The organism is Undibacterium sp. Ren11W (genome assembly GCF_049340485.1).
In the GTDB taxonomy this organism is placed as follows: domain Bacteria; phylum Pseudomonadota; class Gammaproteobacteria; order Burkholderiales; family Burkholderiaceae_D; genus Undibacterium.
This window is the reverse complement of sequence record NZ_JBMPPB010000005.1, coordinates 350732-368705: the sequence shown is the minus strand read 5'-3', so window position 1 is coordinate 368705 and position 17974 is coordinate 350732. Positions and strand designations below refer to the sequence as shown.

At 56.0% G+C, this 17974-nt stretch carries 8 protein-coding genes; 4 read left to right on the top strand and 4 right to left on the bottom strand.

The genetic code is table 11. The annotated features are described in order from the left end of the window. Positions 1-96: 96 nt before the first annotated feature. From ACO0K8_RS14120 to dnaB, 4 genes are all read left to right on the top strand, one after another. Positions 97-321: a hypothetical protein gene (locus ACO0K8_RS14120; RefSeq protein ID WP_422947290.1), complete on the top strand. Its 225-nt coding sequence runs from the start codon at positions 97-99 to the stop codon at positions 319-321. Then, entirely contained in the window at positions 314-610 is a 297-nt protein-coding gene (locus tag ACO0K8_RS14115; protein WP_422947289.1) for a hypothetical protein, read from the top strand. The genes ACO0K8_RS14120 and ACO0K8_RS14115 overlap by 8 nt, the downstream gene beginning before the upstream one ends. Before the next feature lie 303 nt (positions 611-913). Then, on the top strand, positions 914-1741 hold the full coding sequence (locus tag ACO0K8_RS14110) for a YdaU family protein (RefSeq protein WP_422947288.1): 828 nt from the start codon (positions 914-916) through the stop codon (positions 1739-1741). Beyond that, positions 1738-3078: a replicative DNA helicase gene (gene dnaB, locus ACO0K8_RS14105; protein ID WP_422947287.1), complete on the top strand. Its 1341-nt coding sequence runs from the start codon at positions 1738-1740 to the stop codon at positions 3076-3078. Before ACO0K8_RS14110 ends, dnaB begins: the two co-directional genes overlap by 4 nt. 1325 nt (positions 3079-4403) lie before the next feature. Here dnaB and ACO0K8_RS14100 read toward each other — a convergent pair. From ACO0K8_RS14100 to ACO0K8_RS14085, 4 genes are all read right to left on the bottom strand, one after another. After that, entirely contained in the window at positions 4404-4922 is a 519-nt protein-coding gene (locus ACO0K8_RS14100; protein ID WP_422947286.1) for a CHAP domain-containing protein, read from the bottom strand. A gap of 461 nt (positions 4923-5383) precedes the next feature. Continuing rightward, positions 5384-6082, bottom strand: a complete 699-nt coding sequence (locus ACO0K8_RS14095; RefSeq protein WP_422947285.1) for a transglycosylase SLT domain-containing protein — start codon at positions 6080-6082, stop codon at positions 5384-5386. A gap of 69 nt (positions 6083-6151) precedes the next feature. Continuing rightward, complete coding sequence (locus ACO0K8_RS14090) at positions 6152-10735, bottom strand: hypothetical protein (RefSeq protein WP_422947284.1); 4584 nt, start codon at positions 10733-10735, stop codon at positions 6152-6154. 9 nt (positions 10736-10744) lie between these two features. Next, positions 10745-17704, bottom strand: a complete 6960-nt coding sequence (locus tag ACO0K8_RS14085; protein WP_422947283.1) for a hypothetical protein — start codon at positions 17702-17704, stop codon at positions 10745-10747. Positions 17705-17974 lie beyond the last annotated feature (270 nt).

Sequence of the window (17974 nt, the reverse complement as noted above, 5' to 3'; positions counted from 1 at the left end):
TAGTAGGGAATAGTAGGCTACTAGTAGGGATGCCCCCTCCATCACATTTTATTGAATATATTCCGTATCACTATAAATCAACAAAGGTGATACAAAATGAATAGAACTCAACACGCCGACAATAATCAGAAATTGCCGGCGCTCCTCACTACTGCGGAACTTGCCGCATACGAGCGAATATCTCCGTTCACGATCCGCAAGAACTACTGTATGCAAGGCCAACATCATGGAATGGTTCCTATCAAACTTCGCAGCGGAAATTTGCGTTGGCCGTCTGCAGGTTTGATCGCAATGCTGAATGATGGAGCATCTAATGTCTAATCACAGCGAACCAACAACTAACTTAGTCGATACGTTAATCAGAGTCTGTGTCGAACTGGTCGATCCTATTGAATTTTTGACGCCAGAACCGGACGAAAGTGGCAATTGGTTTGAGCCAGACTTATCTACAAATCTCGACGTTAGGTATCTGCTAATTGAAATTCAAAATTCGTTAGTTGCAGTACTAACTCCAATTTTAGGGCGAGATGTCAAAAAAATGGTAAATGATATTTCCATCGCAAAGTTGGAAGCACTACGCGCAATATTGTTCGCCCAAGGAGAGCGATAGTGAGCTATCCACGGAGGACAACAAAATTTAGGGCCAACTTTTCTGCGACTCATACAGAAAGTACCCAAACGAATACGTTTGCAAAATTTCAATTATTCATAAAGTTTCTGCATCATCGAAGCCAATCCTGCGCACTGCCTCCGGCGGGCATGTCACGCGGCAAACAGTTAAGTGTAGGAATCGCGAAATGAACTTACATGAAATGGCGAATCAAATTGGCAAGCTGAAAAATCCAGAGGTAAAAAAGCGCCAAGTCCGCCTACTGATTGAAGCGTATAGAATCCTACTTAAGCATAGTTAAATATGCATTATTACAATTTTCACATAGGCGACTTTAGATCAGGGTCAATACACTTGACCAGGATCGAACGAGCAATTTACCGTGAACTCATCGATGTTTATTATGATACTGAAAAACCGCTCCCCCTTGATTTAGATGCGCTCTGCCATACCGTCGGTGCACGTACAGAAGAGGAGCGTATGATAATCGCCGAACTTCTTAAATACAAATTCGTAAAAACTGAGAATGGTTATTCAAATAAGCGCTGTGACGACGATATCAGCGCCTATCACGCAAAAGCTACGACAGCAAAAGAAAATGGCAAGCGAGGTGGTAGACCACCAAAACAAAAAACGAAGCATAACCCAGAAGAACCCAGCGGGTTTCCATCCGGTTACGATCCGGTTCCAATGGGGTTGCCAGAACAAACCGGATCACAAGCTAACCAAGAACCAATAACCATTAACCAATTAAATACCCCCAAACCCCCTGATGGGGGCTTAGTTCCACTTCAGAAAAAACCTTCAGCGATCTCTTTGCAAGCTTTTATTGACTCATGCAAAGCAAGAGGTGAAAGACCGTTACGAAACTATGCGCCTTTATGGGAGTACGTAAAATCTGTCGGACTAGATAGCGATATGGTTGCCCTCGCCTGGGTTGAATTTTGCAGGCGATTTACTGCTGGAGGGGTGCAGCCCGAGAAGCGCCAGAAAGATTGGCGCATCACCTTCCGAAAATATGTCGAAAACAATTATTTCAAGTTTTGGGCGATTGACATCAACGGAAAATATTTTTTAACCACGCAGGGCAAGCAGGCTGGTAAATTCCACGAACCTAAGGATGCCGCATGAACCAAAACGCATCGATGCCGGCCGCAATCGAAGCCGAGCAATCGGTCATCGGAGCACTTCTGTCTGACAACTGTGCAGTCGATCGCATGGGTGATTTGAGAGCCTCGCATTTTTTTCATAACGATCACCGAATAATTTTTTCCGAAATCATTCGCCAGATAACTTCTGGCAAGCCATGTGATGTTGTGTCCGCAGGATTATTGTTGGCGAAAATTGTCCCAGATTGCATGGTCTATTTAAATGAGATTTCTCAGAACGTTCCAAGTGCTGCAAATATTGCTCGATACGCAGAATTTGTTCGAGACAGTTCTCTTAGACGCGGTTTGCTTGCTGCCACGTCAGAGATATCTGAGATGGCGTTTAATCCCGGCATACGCACTGCTGAAGAAGTCTTGGACTCCGCACAAGCTACTCTTTCAAGATTGTCAGAAACCCGCTCCGCTCGCGAACCAATTCGAGCCAGTGACGCAATGATTGCGCACATTGATGTGATGGATGGTCGTGTTGATCGCAAATACTCGGGTATTCAGACAGGGTTTGCGACCATCGACGAATTACTGACCGGAGGACCGAATCGAGGTGCACTCGTAGTTCTTGGAGCGCGCCCATCAATGGGGAAGACAGCATTCGCACTCAACATTGCGACTCATGTTGCGCATGATCACTCTGTACTATTCCTCTCACAAGAGATGCAAAATGGAGAATTGCTCGATAGAGTACTAGCATCTCTTGGACGCATTCCACTTGGGTCTGTAATTCGAGGCGATATGACGACCGCCGACTGGAATAACTTTACTGCCGCCAACGCGAAGCTCCAGGAACTAAATTTACATCTGGACGACCAACCTGCCCTCACGCTGCTGGACGTGCGATCAAAAGCTAGACTCATTAAACGAAAACATGGACTGGACTTAGTTGTGCTCGACTACCTGCAGTTAATGTCAGGTGTTGGAGATAGTCGAAACCAGCAAATCGAAGAAATCAGTCGTGGTCTCAAGGCATTGGCGAAAGAACTGAATATCGTTGTGCTTGCCTTGTCACAGTTGTCACGGAATGCCGCCAACAAATCGCGCCCACAACTTTCCGATCTGAGGGACTCTGGAGCCATCGAACAGGATGCCGATATTGTGATGTTTGTGCATCGCGATGAAGTTGACAATCCCCAGTCTCATTTATGTGGATTTGCTGACGTATTTATTGCAAAGAATCGCCAGGGCCGCATTGACGATGTTCTATTGGCCTATGAGGGTATGTACACACAATTCAGCGACAGTGCGAAACAAAGGCCAACTGCACCTGCTCAGAGCTATCGCAAAGGCCTGGCAGCAGCGCTATGAAGGTAACTAATGGTGCTGATATTAAAAACTCAATCAGTTAAAAGGAACAAAACATCTCAGGGATGAAGCTAATTTCTCCTTTTATTTCTTTACTCTCTTCTGGATGTCTCGTTGGTTGTCGACTTGGTTGACAACCAAATTGACAACCAAATTGACAACCTCCTTTTTCAACCAAGGTTGTCGTGACTGCATATTAGATTTCAATCTTCCAATGTCATTTTTTAGTTTGCGTTCAAAAAAACGAAGATCATAAATCGCTTATTTATTCGCGCGCCGAGACGATGAACTGAAATGCTATCACGCTCGCTTTACTGATTGCCTTGAAAATTCAATGCTAAAGAGTGATTGTCACACTTTAGAACAGGAGTTGTGTTGGAAGTGAGTTGATAAAATTTCGTGTCTTAAAATTTCTTCAAGACAGCATGAACACTTGTGAAAAATATGCAGTGGCAGTCAAAGGACAAGCAATTGGTTGTCGCTAAATGAAACTTTTTAAAGAAAAGTATTTGATCATGCCAGGTAAAAGAACATCCTCTTGGAGTTTGACAGATCACGCCTGCCGCTACTGTCTTGGCAGAGTGTTACAGCGTGCTGGTCGATCCTCGCCGAGAGTGAGATGTGCCCAGTGCTATCATTCAGCTGACGGAGGGTTCTCGGCGCTATGCTGCTGTGGCGCTGACTGCGGTACTCTCGGGTATGCGCTTGAGTGTTTCAAGAACACAAACATCACTAGGGAAGTGCCGCATGAAATTTTGGTGCGTGAACGATCGGTTCGCGGAGTTTAAATTGTTTGAAAGAATATCTCGAACTTCGTTGGTGATCTGGCGCCATCATATATGGCCAGTTTTTTTATCGACGGCACTACATTTTGAATCTAAGGCGTGACGATGTTCTTATTTTTCTTTGGGTTAGCATTTTTCCGGAATGAATTGTTTAGCGGCGTCTGCTATTGCTACATCTTCAACGTGATCGAAAGCGCTGGTGTCACCAATGAAATCATGAGTGAGAACTCCATCGCAATCAGAGCATAGCCGTGCAACAGTTTCGGAATCGTGTGAATCAACGCTGAGTAGCCAGGGCTGGCGTATCTCGGTTTGATCCATCAATTCATACGCCACATGCGCTTGTGCCCACCTTGTTACATGCCGAATGCATGTTTGCGCATTAGCTCAATGAATCGTTCTAGCCCTACCATTTCAATCGGCGTGGCACTAGGACGTCGAGCTTCGATTTCCGCGCTTGGCGTGAATGATGACGTTGTAAAAATCAAGCCATATTGTCAGCACACTGAATGGTAGACAAATTATCGATGGACGCTAGTGATCTCACTCCTCTACGCTTTCAAACCATACAATAATTGAATTGACGTGTGCTTGCCAGGGCTCAGAACCAGTGGCTTGTATCGCGTCTCCTTTATTCGTCCAGCCATTCATTGAGCAATGCACAATTTTTGAGACTCCCCTGACGCCACTACCATTAACTTCGATGACGATGCCTATATGACCGTCATGTTTTTTTCCATCACTGCCTATGTAATCGGGGTAGACCAGCATCGCTCCTGGTTTGGCTGTTTCTAGTTGAGAAAAGTAGCCGACTGAAGCTAAGCCATCGGCATGAATAGCGGTTGTTTCAAACCATCCTCCATTAATCTTCTTATAGAGCGGGTGATCAACGACACGATTCGGTGAGAAGCGAAGGCACCAATCCACAAACCCGCTGCAATCACATGCACCATTCTCTTGCCAGCTAGAAGCTTCAAAGGAAGGCATTTTGCCTGGGCTTTTATAGGCCGTGGTTTTGGCTAGACCCGACATCGCTCTACTAATTACTGTGGATACATTCATGTTTAAGGTCCTCTATATAAATGGTAATGTTCCCCATAATATCGATGGCTACGATATAAGATATGTCACCGGTTCCCGAAAGGTCACTTTTGGGTGTGTCACAATTTTCCACACCAACCAAGTCCGTATTCACCACTTCGCAATCAAGAAAGACCAATTCAATGCTGAATGCCTTGAATTCAGATTTTCATTAAATACGGCAACTAATCGCGTCGAACCATATTTCAAACAACTGACAGTTCTTTGAGGCTTGAAGCTCTTCACCCTGTTCACTGAATAATTCTAAAACTCGGTTGATTACTTTTTTTTCGATTTATCTCGCTTATAAAAACATTAAATTTGCGCAACTTTGGTGTCCACCGGGGCGATGTTTCACGATAGCACCGTATATAAAATGACGCTTAGTCTGTTTCAACGCCGCGCCAAGAGTTTGTTGAGTAGTAAACAGATGCGACGCTACATTAGGTATGGATGGCGTTTAGGCATAATTGTGGATTGGCAGGATTACCTTTCAGGCACTTTTCGCAAGCAAGTATGTTGGTGGCGTATCCCGCACCTGTACCATAGTCCTCCAGCCCCTGTTTCACGACATTCCCTGCACGTTTTATCCGGAGTCCCAGGTAGTAGCTTCCGCATTGGATGTTTTTTTCAGCATCGGTCATATCGCTGTGGCTAAAATGCGTGCCGGAAGGCGTGTTGGCATTGACGTCGTCAACAGCATCCTTAGTCACTTGCATCAACCCAGTGGCGCTACTGCCGGAATTAATTGCAGCAGGCTTGAATCCGCTTTCCTTCCAGATCAATGCAGTCAGAAGTTCGGTTGACACAGCTGTACAATTATTATTGCTACCCACCAATTCAACAATACGTTCGTAGGTCAGCGCCTTATCAGTGAACAGAGTAGTCTCCAGTTCTAGTGCGCTATCAGTCTTTACCACTCCGTCGAGTTGCAGTTTCAAGTTGCCGTCTGCGTCAAGCTGCATTTCCAAACGGCGCAAGCCGGATGGAAAGTATATGACTTGACGTGCAATGAAGTTCGACAGCTCTAGTAACGTAGAGTCGCTGAGCGCAGGCGAAATTCCCGCTGCTTTCAGGTCTCGCGCTTTCTGAGTCAGCCTTGCAGGAGTCCTAGCTACTGCAGATTTTTTTTCGACCATCATGTTTCTCCCTAAAGTTAGTGAATGACATTGTTCGTTGTTCAGCGTGATTTAAGAAACGTTAAACGTTTCTTAAAAATAATGTAGCACCATGCGGTCAAAATATACGAGGCGTTTTCCCTGCACCTCATCGGACAGTTGTTCATATTCCTCTATCCGTACTGAGTATTCACGCGAAACCCGTGATTGAAATGGCAGCGTGACACTCCACGAATTCGTAGCCGCGTCGTGGGTCAGTAGCTGTTCGTCCGCTTTGTTGGACACTGGCACCCATGCGCCATTGATGGGTTCAGCTGGCTCATCAAGTACTAATCCCACCTGCCTTTCTTCGATCGTAGCCAAGAGGGCTGTCTTCAACGCGGCAGCCTTGGAGTCCGGAATCGTTGTGCCTGTGATAGTTACACGCACACGCACGACATGTCCGCGTGCATCGCGCTCACTGGTGAGCGTCGCTGTCCGCTCTGGCATGAGCTGGATGAATTCCGTGGCAACGATCGGCGACAGACGTAGATCCTCAAGGTCGTCATGCCTGGCGTGGGCTTGATAACGGGCCAGTGCGAGCCGTACAAACGGTTGGTATGCGAGGGCAGGATCGATCTGTATATCGACAAACATCTTTCCACTGCCCCGGTCAAGTATGGGGCGGTAAAGGGCGAGCTTGATCGTCGATGCACTGGTACCTCCTGCACCAATCGGTCCGAAGTCGATGTTTTCATATTCCTTGAGCAGGGCCAGGTCGATGCACGGCTCGAGCGGCACGTCCTGCAAATGATACATGTCGATGTCGAGCACGTCGTGGGGACCGCCGGTCCGTTCTAGATCAGCTTGGGTGCACAATCGGTTCATTAATGCTGATGCGGGAATATTTCCGAACTCCATATCTTCACCAAGGATAGGATCAAGTCCCCAGCGTGTGATTACAGGTTCCACCGCAGGGTGTGGCGTTGCGTTGTCGGCACCGTTTATTCCGAGTATCGCCTGTAAGGCGCTCGGCTTCGTCGGTAGTGCGGCGCCCGGCCAACATACCAGCGCGAGCAGTTCGCCATTTCCTGATTTGTACCAAATTGGGCCGAGCCAGACCCTAAACCAGCCCGCTTGGCGCGAGCGCTTGCTTGTATTGAACGGTGCTGTTCTATCGTCCCAGGCGAACACGGGAACCACATAGTCGACTGTGGGCTGTTCTGGCCGTTCTGTACACGCTACGACCACCCGCCGCGATTTGGATGAGCGCCGGATCTTCTCGCCATCGAATCCCGTAAACTCGTCGGCGTGCCGCGCTTCTCCGGAGGTAATGACGTTGATCGCGCGGGCGCGCGTGTCGCCGAAATCGACATCGCCCGTGACGGCGGTCGTCTTGCTATGGTCGGCATCGCGCACCGACAATTGAGCATCGAGCCGTTGGTAGCGCTGAAACGGGGGCAACTGGCGCGGCATGGGAGCCAAGGCCGGCGAACCGTGGTCATCGCCCGCGACCATTGCGATATTCGGTACGTCGAACAGTTGGACATTTCTTAGCGCTGCCGTAAAGGCATAGCCTCCGGCCCGATCGGCTGCGGCCCGCGTCGGCAGATCGATCCAATGGGCGACGCCGCGCAAGTGATTGGTGGAAGAGCGCTCGAGTAGGACATGCCCGAGAACGCACGCGCTTGTCTTGTTCGTGAAGCGTTCGAGCGTCAATGGAAAATGCGCATCATCGGGTTCGATCGGGCGCATCGCCTGGTCGACCGCGTGCACCAGGTCGAGCTCTTCGTAGGGATTGATCATCCAGAACGAGGAACTCTTCAAGCTCATGCCGCCCTTGGCCAAGCCATCGCTTTCCCAACGCTCGAGCAAATCGACCACTTTCGCCCTGACGGTCGTGATATCGGCGGCCTCGGCGTCGCTAATTGCGAATGCTTGTCTGACCGCGGCGCCCTCGACGACGTGGTGCGCCAGCTGCGCGATCTGCTCCACCACCCCGGCTTGCTCCAGCATCGGCCTGGTCACTTCGTGCCAGACGCGCAAGATGACCTGCGCACCCTTGAGCAGCCGCACGGTCAGGCCATGCGCATCCATCGTCGCCGCGAATCCGACATCGGGATCGATGCCGTCGGCTTGTGCGAGTACTTTCAAGCGCATCTCGGCGCAGTCGGGCCAGCTGCGATTGCCTTGGTAGTAATTGAACGAGTCGCAGTACATCAACCGTTCGTCGCCTTTGCGATAGATCGCGACGACCGCGCGCGTGGCCCATGGGTCCGGGTAATAGGGGGTATCGGGGCGGCCTGCCAGCGCATGCCGCTCGAAGAACTGTTCGAGCGGGTGCAGCTGCGCTCCCTTCGCGTTCTTGAAGGTGGTTTTCCGGCTGGGGAAGTCACCCTCTTTGGTCAGCTTGACGCCCTTGAATGCGGAGCCAGGCCAGGTGCCATGGTTGCGGAAGGCGTCGAAAACGCCATGTCGCAGGCACAGGTCCTGGCTGCTGGCGCGCGGCGGCACCAGCACTCGCAGAGCTTCGCCGCGCTCGCGGCGGTGGTGCACCGAGGTGGCCACGATCACGCGCCTCGAAGCGTCCTTGGCGAAGTGCGCGCGGTCCAGCGGATCGATCAGCAGCACGTTCGGCGGCGCTATCGGTTCGAAGCGGTGGAACACCTGTCCTCGTGCGCCGTCCCCGATCGTCAGCGGCGGCGTGGCTTGGTTGTACAAGCGCTCGGCGCGCGCCAGTTCCAAGGAGTTCCCGTCGATCATAGCCAGACGCACGCCGCAGCGGTACTGCTGGCCGAAGCGCTGGTGCGGGGCATCGGCGGCATCATATTCGATGATTAATTCGCCGACGGCCGAAGCGCTGTCCGCGCTGCACATCTGGAGTTCCTGCACGGGTGTTGCCGTGTTGCCAGCGCCCAGTCCGAGCGTTCCCCATCGAAACATCTCGCCTTCGAGTTGCCCTTTGACCGAGCCGCTTTCATCTTTGGCGGTGCGGGTCATCTCCGTGAGGAAGGCTTCGCACCGGCCAATCTGGCTGAACCAGTGCGTGACGTCCTCGCCGTCCTTGCCGAATTGGACGCGGCGAATCCGGCGTGCGGTCAGCGATTGCCATCCCGACGCGGCGGAGGCGCTGACGTTGCGTATGTCGGGACGGTATCCGGCAAGCAGATGCTCGAGATACAGTTCGGTCCTGGTCGCCGGCGCGCTCGCCGATTCAGGCTGCTCCTGCGTCTTGACCGCGGCCAGCTTGCGCTTTTCCCCAATTTCGATCAGCGAGACCCCCACCGTCTCCTGGGGCTGGATGCCGATCTGGCTGGCCAGGCGCCCGGCCTGCTGTTCTGTGCTATAGCTAATCGCGCTTTGCACAAAACGGTCGGGAGTGCGGTCGACGTCAAGCTGAGCCAGGACAAACTCATCGTGCCCGCCAAGGTTGAGTACCCCTTGCTGGTATGCCTGCGCGGCATGAATCGACACGGGAAAGCCGTCCTTGAGCAAGGTCCACTGGGGATCGCCGACCGGCTCGGCTGGTGCGCCTGGCGTCCGGCGCACGCCGGTCACGGCGATCGCACTCATGGCCGTGGGCGGCACGGCAAACTCGTGCTCGACGCTGATGCTAATGCCCAGCAGCTTGGCCAGCCAGGGGTGCACCGACATGGCTGCGGCGCGCCTGCAAAATTCCTGAATGAGTGCGGCGTTTCCGCTTTCTTCTTGGCAGATGCCCAGACTCGGGCGCGATGACGGCTCGCCGGCATTGGCATAGACCAGCTTGCGGCTTGCCAGGTGGACGGCGAACGCATCCATGCCATGCTCGTCGCCGGCGACGGCCTTGTGGCTGTCGGCGCCGGGCGCGCGCGTATTCTTGGTCAAAAGGAAGTCGACGTGGGTGCTCGAATAGGGCACCCGGGCCGGCTCGTGGCCTTCCTCGCTGTCGTCGCCCGCCGCTTTCGTGCCGGAAGCGGCGCTCAGTACCGTGAGGGCCTGGACCGACCAACTATCGACGGTCACCTGGGCCGCGAACGCATGGAGATTATTGAAAGCGCTAATCTGGTTCGCGGCAGCGTCGATCTGCTCGGCCAAGCCCCGCCCCTGTACCTTGACCGATGTGTACAGCGCGGCCGCGCCGTGCAAATTGCGCAAGCTCGCCTCGCTGGGCGGGACGTGGGGGACGCGGCCGCTGACCGCGTCGTCGGCCGCGGCCAGCCCTGCTGCGCGCGCGGCGCCGCTGTAGCGCATCAGGCCATCGGCGAATATGCCGGCCACGCAGCGCCCGGTCACGCTGGCCAGGCTGGCGGAGCAATGGGCTTTTTCCAGGTTCTGGTTGGCGCGGTTGAGCAACGTGTCCTCGACCCCCAATGACCTACCTTGACGGAAGCGCGCCGCCAGGTCGCCGAACAGCGCCTGCCACAGCCGTGATGCCTGGTCGAGGGTGATTCCCTGGCTGGTCAGGTTGCGCTGGTAGTGCAGCGCCAGGTCGACCTCTTCCGGATCGCGCTGGCCCGATACGCCGATTTGCGCACTTCCCATGGCCGCCAGGTAGCGCGGCCAGTCCGCGAACGCATCGACGTTGGTCCAGTCCTCCTGGCGCAGCATCATGCGCGCGCTGAAGCGCAAGCGCTTGGGAAGGTGATCCGCTACACCCCATGGGACAAGGTACCAGTGGACTTGGGCGGGCGCGGACGCGGTTGGATCGAAGGGCATGGTGTCTTCCTATGCAAGTGCGGCACATGGTGTGCAGGTGGACTTCAAATCGGCTGCGGTGCAGTTGCCGGCCGCCGTACAGGCCCACAGCGTCGACCACGCTGCGTTCGAATACGGGTGATCGGCCGGGTCGCCGGATGTGCCGGACGCAATCAGCCGGCCGGCGTCGACCGCGCTGTACTCCAGCGCCGACTGTTGCGTCTGATTCGCATCGCCGCTTTTGACGTAGTCGACGTTGATGCTGTAGCTGTACTTGAACCAGCCGATCGAGAAGTGAAACTCGTACTCGGCCACGCCAGACATGTTGCCACTTTTGATGCCATAGGATAAGGAAACCCGCAGCGACGCGCCGGCATTGAAAATCCCTGCCAGGCTGACTTCGCCCACGGCGCAAAAGAAGCCTTCGATGACCGGCATGCGGCCGCCGATGCGGATATACACGCCCGCGGTGATGCGCCCGGCCCCCTTCAGGACGCCGAACGTGAATCCGGCCACGACGCCATACTCGAACGATGCCTCGAGGATTTCGAGCGTGTCGGCGCGCGTGCGGATGCCGAGGAAGCCGCCGCCGCCGTAAATGCCGGCCGAGATCAGGAAGGGCTTGAGCTTGTCGCCCACCTTGATGGCAACCCGCACCGGCGAATTATCGAACGGCAAATCGGCAGAGATCGAGAAACCCAGGTTCTGGACAAAAAAGCCGCCGAGCATTTTGCCTTCCTCGTACATCTCGTAGCCAACCTTGATGCCATTGAAGGTGGGCAGAATAATGAAATTGGAGTCCAGTCCCAGCGATTTCGCCAGGTTGCTCACGAAGCCCAGCGCGGGCCCCGGTTCGACCATCAGCACCTTGGTTTCGCAGGCGAGCTTGCCGTTGGGCGGGACTGTCAGCACCAGCCTGTCCATGGTCAAGGTCAGGAAATTGCCCGAGCCCTTGCCGAACAAATTGATCTTGAAGCTGGACATATTGGCGCTCATGCTGGCCACCGGGCCGCCGCCCAATCCCGCCTCGACCAATGCATGGATTTCGAGCCGCTTGTCGTCGAGCGGTTCGAACAGCGCGCCATTGCCCTCGGGGAATTCGTGGATCGCGGTATCCCAGTCGTACGTCACCTTGACGCGCGTCGGAATGCCCATCATGGCGACCAGGTCGGTGAGGATCTTGTTGATGTTGACCAGGCCGCCGATGCCGTCGATCGAGAGCGAGCGCGCCAGCAGATCGCCGAGGCGGCGCGTCGACAGCTCCAGCGCGCGGCAGGTCTTCCCATCGAGCAGGGAGCACGTGTCCAGGTCGGCCTTGAGCTTGCCGATTGCATCGAGCAATTCCGTGCTCAGGTAGTCGGAGACCTTGGCACCACCCACAACGAGGTCAAGGACATGTGTCAGGGCCTGGCTCAAAGCGCCGATAGTATTCGCGCAAAAGGTATTCTGGATTTGCGTCAGCTGCGTTTGCGCGTCTTGCTTGGCCTTCTGCAGCTTATTCGCGCATTCGTTCAGCAATTGATTTGCCGAGTCTTGCAAGCCGTTCCAGACCGCTTCCGCCTGGACCAGCGCATCGGCCACGCGCCGGGCCTTATCCAGCAGGTCGGGCAGAAGCGCGGCGACCTTCTTCGCTTCCTTGCAAATGGCGTCGGGCGCGGTGGCGCACACGCCCGTGAGGTCGAACAAGGGGGGCGTCGCCCCCGGCCGCAGCCTGGCAATGAGCGTGCGGGCGGCATCGGCGGCGCCGGTCAAATTGGTGGCCATGCCATCGAGGTACTGTCGAATCGCCGGAACCTGTCCCGCCGCCGGCGACGCGGCAATCGTGCCGAGCCGCGTGGCGCATAGCGCAAGGCGCGCCACGACATCGTCGAGGTTGACCTGCGGCAGGCCGCCCTGGTTCAGGGTATTGCCGATGTAGGCCGTGAAGGCATTGACCAGGGCCTTGATCTGGTCCTCGCACCAAGTGCCCGCGACACCGGCCTGGTTGGCATAGTCGACCAGCGCTTGCACCAGTTCGGTAACGCGGGTGAGCTGGAGCAGCACCGTGGCCGGAGCCGCGGCGATATAGCGCACCGTGTGCAACTCATCGCGCACGTTGCGATTGAATGCGCCGAGCCTGGGCGGAGGCGGTTCATCGGGGAATCTCGGCTTGTTTTCAAGGGCGGGGTCAGCCAGGACCTGCAGCCGCCTGAGCTGGTCATTGACCGCCTCGGACAGGTTCGACGCCGCTTGACGCGCATTCGCCAGCAAGCGCTCCGCGGCGGCGCGCTGGTCGGCTGGCAGCGCGGCATGGGCACCGAGGTCGCGTTCGAGCTCGCCCAGCGTCTTGCTGATGTCCACCTGGAAGGACGCGACTTGCACCTTAAAGACGTCGATGGCAGTCGGATCGATGGTCGTATAAGTGCCGGCGAACTCGGTTACGGCTTTCTTTATTTCGGCAACCACCTGCTGGACCTCGACGACACTCGCTTGCAGCAGCGCTGCCATCCCATAGAATTGCTCGATCATCCCGAACAGCCTGTCCAAGGCGTCGTTCAAGTCGGCGGCCAGGGTGTCCTTGGCGCTGGCAATGACGCGCTCGATCAGCGCCACTTGCTCCTGCACGGCGCGCGCCATCTCGTACATGGCCCGCAGTTCGGGACTCTCGCCCGCCGCCTTGTACAACTTGGCGAGCTGCTCGGTGAGCACCGTCTGGATGAATTCGGTGGCGATCGGGGTCAACCAGTCAATCAACAGTTGCTTGAAATTGAGCTGCTGCAACTGCGTGAAGAGCAGCTTCATGCGGGCGATCGTTTCGGCCAGCTCGGGCGGCAGCAGCAGCTCGGGCTCGTTGGCGATGCCTTCGATCGTGTGCGCCACTTTGCCCATCGCGTTGCCGAAGGCGCCAGCCTGGGCGAGCAGCTGCGCGCCGTTGACCGGCCGTGCGGCCAGCAATTGCCCGAGCGCGGCCGCCTTGGCGTCGAGTTCCTCGAGCCCCGGGCGGATCCGCGCCGCGACGGCGGCCGAGGGAACGAGCGTCGCCAAATTGCCGATGACGTCCTTGAGCTGTTCCCGGACGACGTCGACAATCGGGCGCAGCGCGTCTTCGGCGAAATCGAACAGCGATTCGGTGTTGATGGTCGGGATCGCCGTTCCGCTGGAGGCCAGCGCGGCCTGGATGATGTCGGCAATGCGCACCACGCCGAGCAGCTTGGCGTCGCCGATGAAGGTGCTGAAGAATTCAGCCGGCACGAAGTTGTCGCTATGCGCGTTGGTGATCTCCACCTTCGACACGCCACCCGCCAGCGCCTTGAATACATTCGGGCTCGGGCTTGCGGTGCCGAGTGCAATCAAGTCCGCCAGCGCGCCGCCCAGCGGCCCGCGCTTGGCCGACAGGTAGATGATGGAGGTGCTGGGGTTGGCAAAGCCGCCCGACTTGGACGTATTGCTGCTGAAGTCCAGTTGCGGCGCCAGCGCGACGAAGCGCGCGAAAATCTGGCCCGCGTTGCTGTCGACGGCCAGCCCGGAGGTGCCGTACACCGGGTCGAATTCGATCAGATAGGTTTGCGCTTGCGCGCCGTTGAGCACGGCGAGTTTGCTCATCTTGATGCGGCTGCGGCGGCGCACCGGATAGAAGGGCGGCTGCTTTTGCGCCTCCATGCGGGCGTTGACGCCCCAGTCGATCCAGTTGTTCGCGTCGAAGGCGGCATAGCGGTAGGCATTGTTCGGACCGGCCGTGAGCTTGGCCTGTTCGTCCAGCCTGGTTTGCACGTCGAGGATGATGCGGTCGGTCTCTAGGTTGGCATTGTCGCCCTGCAGGCCGACGATATACGGCAGGCGTCCCGATTTGACCGTCGCCATGCCCTGCGCCGTGGCACCCGGCCATTGATCGGCCGGCGTGGCCAGCAGACCGGCGGTCCGCGCGCGCCAGGCATCGATCACCAATTTCAGGTAGGCGCCAGCGTGGGCCACGTTGTTGTCGACAAATACCAGCGGGGCGGTGTATGCCGACTGCGTGCCCGGCTCGCCGAACGCGAACTCGATCAGCGCGCCGCACAGGTTGCGCGGCCAGAAGGCGCTTTGGCCCAGACCGGCAAAGCTGCAATCGGTGCCGGTCGGATCGGCCAGGTCCGGCGTGGTGAACTCGTCCATGAAAATTGCCGCATGGCCCCACAGACGCTGCTCGTTCGGCTGGCCGACGGCGGGAAAGGCGCGCGTAAATTTCGGCACGTGGATAAAAAAGCGCTGCACCAGGCGCGCGACCAACTGGATTTTTCCCGTCGGGCTCGTTTCAAAGCAGAAGCGGCGTTCGGTCAGCTTGACCAGGATGGCCGGGTGCCCGATCGGGAACAAAAAGCCCTTGTACTCGACGCGCGCCAGGATGTCGCGCCCCAGCTGGCCGTGGTGGTCGTACTTCATCACGCTCAAGGCGCCGGACGCGCCAGCCGGCGGATCCCAGCGGCCCTTGTATTTGAAGTTCGCTCCCATGCTGGTCAGCTGCAGCAAGGCGGCGTCGATCGGTTTCGAGATAAACTTGCCGGGCTGGTTGACGTCAACCTGACATTGCACCTGCGCGCTGCCGCACAGGGATGCGAAGCCATTGAACGAACTGAGAGCGACGATTTCATGGCGATCGCGCGCATCCAGGCTGGCGCGGAATTCGCATGTGGCGTTGGCGCCGGCATACGGGCGCGGCGGCTTGAAGACGTCGACCTGGTAGCGAGCGGGGTTGACCGTGCACGGGTCGCATTCCGGCCATGCCGCGCAGTTGCCCGGCCCGGCGCGCCTGGCGTCCGGCGTGTAGATGGCTCGTATCTTCGCGCCCGTGATGCGCACGCTCCACAGTTCATTGCGGTGCGTATTGGCGGCGAGCAAGCCGGTACCGGAGCCGGTCCAGACGACCTGGTCGCCGGCAATCGGGCTCATCACCAGCTTGGCCGGCACTTCGATCGCCGTCGCATAGGGTGCGTTGGGGGCGTCGGATTGCGCCAGGCTCAGCGGGCGTTCGATGTACGGTGCATTGGGATCATTGTCTTGGCCATCGAGCTTGACGAAATCGACCTGGTCGCTGCGCGCAGCGCGTTGCGCCAGGCGAGCCACGTAAGTGGCCGGTCCCGCGTGGTGCCGCTCGGACTGCCGCGGCGACGGCACGGCCCATGCCAGCAGCTCGTCGACGGTGAACATGATGCCCGCCGGTGCGTTGAAGTCGAACGTCAGGTGGCTGGCCCGCGCACGATCGATCCGCAGTGCCTTGCGCGGGCCGGGAGTGACCTTGCCGGCGATTTTTGCGCGCAAGCGCGAGTCCGCGCGAAACACGTTGAACTGCTTCAAGCGCGCCAGGTCCGCATGCAGGTAGTCGAGTAATTCGCCGAGCTTGGCTTCGGTGTACTGGGCCAGCTGTGCACGGTTGACCGGGCTGCTATCGAGGTCTTCCGTGCCAAGGGGGAAACTGAGCATCGCCAGCGCCGCGATCTCGTCCGGAATGGCCAGTGGCTCCAGTTTGGACGGCTGGCAGGCGCTCTTGGCGACCCCGTCGCACCAGTCCGCAATGTAGATGGCCTCCTCGAGCAGGTGCTGTGAGCCGAAATCGAATTCAATCAGACTGCCGCTTTGCTGGCCGATCAGCTGCCATCCGTGTCTGGTGTGGACAAGGTGGATATTGCGGAAGCGAACCGTGAGTGCCAATGCATCGGTCGCACGTTTGAGTATCAGGTCATAGGGGTCGAGGTCGATGTCATGTTTGCCGAAGTCGAAAAGACCGGTGCCGACAACAAGCGGCAGGTCGGTATTGGCACCGACAGGCCACGCGCGTTGCACAAACATCGCCGCGTCGCAGCCAGGAATGCTGACTACAAATCGATGTACCTGAGGTTGTGCTGGGGTCGGTGCACTTTGTGTTGTCTGATTGTAGTTGCGCCGCGACCCTTCCGGCTGATTGGAGAGATCAATTGACGAAAATTCATTCGTTAAGGTGAGTTCGGCTGCGAATTTTTCATCGTGGTGCCAAGTTGCTCCGGACAGCGTCGCAGTGCCGCTAACGCTTGGGGAAGTTCCTGCATAGAGAGCGTTCATCGTGACGCCATGTACGGGGAAGGCAACCTTCTTCAACCCCGGAGAATGCCACACCAGCTGAGCCTGTGGCGCCTCGTGTTCGATCATTAACAGAGTTGATTGTCTCGAGCATGAGATAAATGCTTTTGCCTGTTCAGGTGGAAGCACCAAAGTCTTGTTGAGAGAAACAACGGTGAGTGGCGCCTCGCCGCCAAAGTTTGGCCAAATATGCAGGCGCGGGACCAGATTGTCTGCATTGACTGCCTGTTTCTGCTCAAACTCTTGGCTGGCGCTTGGAAGCTCAATGCGTAAGGAAGTGATGGAAGTATGTTGTGTACCGATCCGCATTAGCGAACTGTCCAGTTCCAACATGTCGAAAATCCAGTCTGGACCAATAGTCGCAGGTCCACTTAACTGGTCGAACCTTACCTCATGCGCTTTGCGAAATGCCAGTTTTCGTATAGCAATGAATCCGGCAGCGCGCTGATACCCTAGCAGCCAACGTTCAAATGGAAATTCCGCCGCGAAACCTAGGCCGCTGAACGTCAAACGTGCGATCCATTCTGCGCCAGTCAGCTTGACGATCAAATCGAAATCCGCTGCCAGATCGGTACCAGGAAAATTGGCATTGCTGAGCTTGGCGCGCAAGTATCCATCGAATTGTTTCACGCTTAAGCGGGGGGCACCATCAAACCACGCAGTGTTGACCTGCCAAGCGACGTTTCCACCGACTAGCACTTTCAGCTGCTTTTCGGTCGCCACTGCAGTGAAGCGGAACGCGGCGCGCGCCAACGCACCGACGAGTGGCATGCCGACAGTGACACCGGCGATTCCCAGCAACACGGATCGTCTGTTCGCTCGCAAATCACACAGCCGATCGATAAATCGCTCGTAGTGCGCAGTCAAACTGGAAGGTAAGGGAAGCTGCTTCAACACGGTTTTTCCGGATTTGCTTCCCATGCCAGACCTCGCAATCAAATTGATGGTTACGTCAATGGTTCTCGATCCTCGGCAAAAGTATGCAAACACCAGAGTCAAAAAAACATACTTCTTTTTTATTTAGCAGCAAATCCGAGAATATTAATAATAACTCAAAAATAATAAATTATTACCATTTGTTTTTTAACACGTTCCCGCCAGTGCGAAGACGGAGTTGAGAGAAGACGACGTTGTCAATTAGCGCTGTAACTTTTCCATATTTTTGTTAAATTGATGTTCTGGAAATATTTT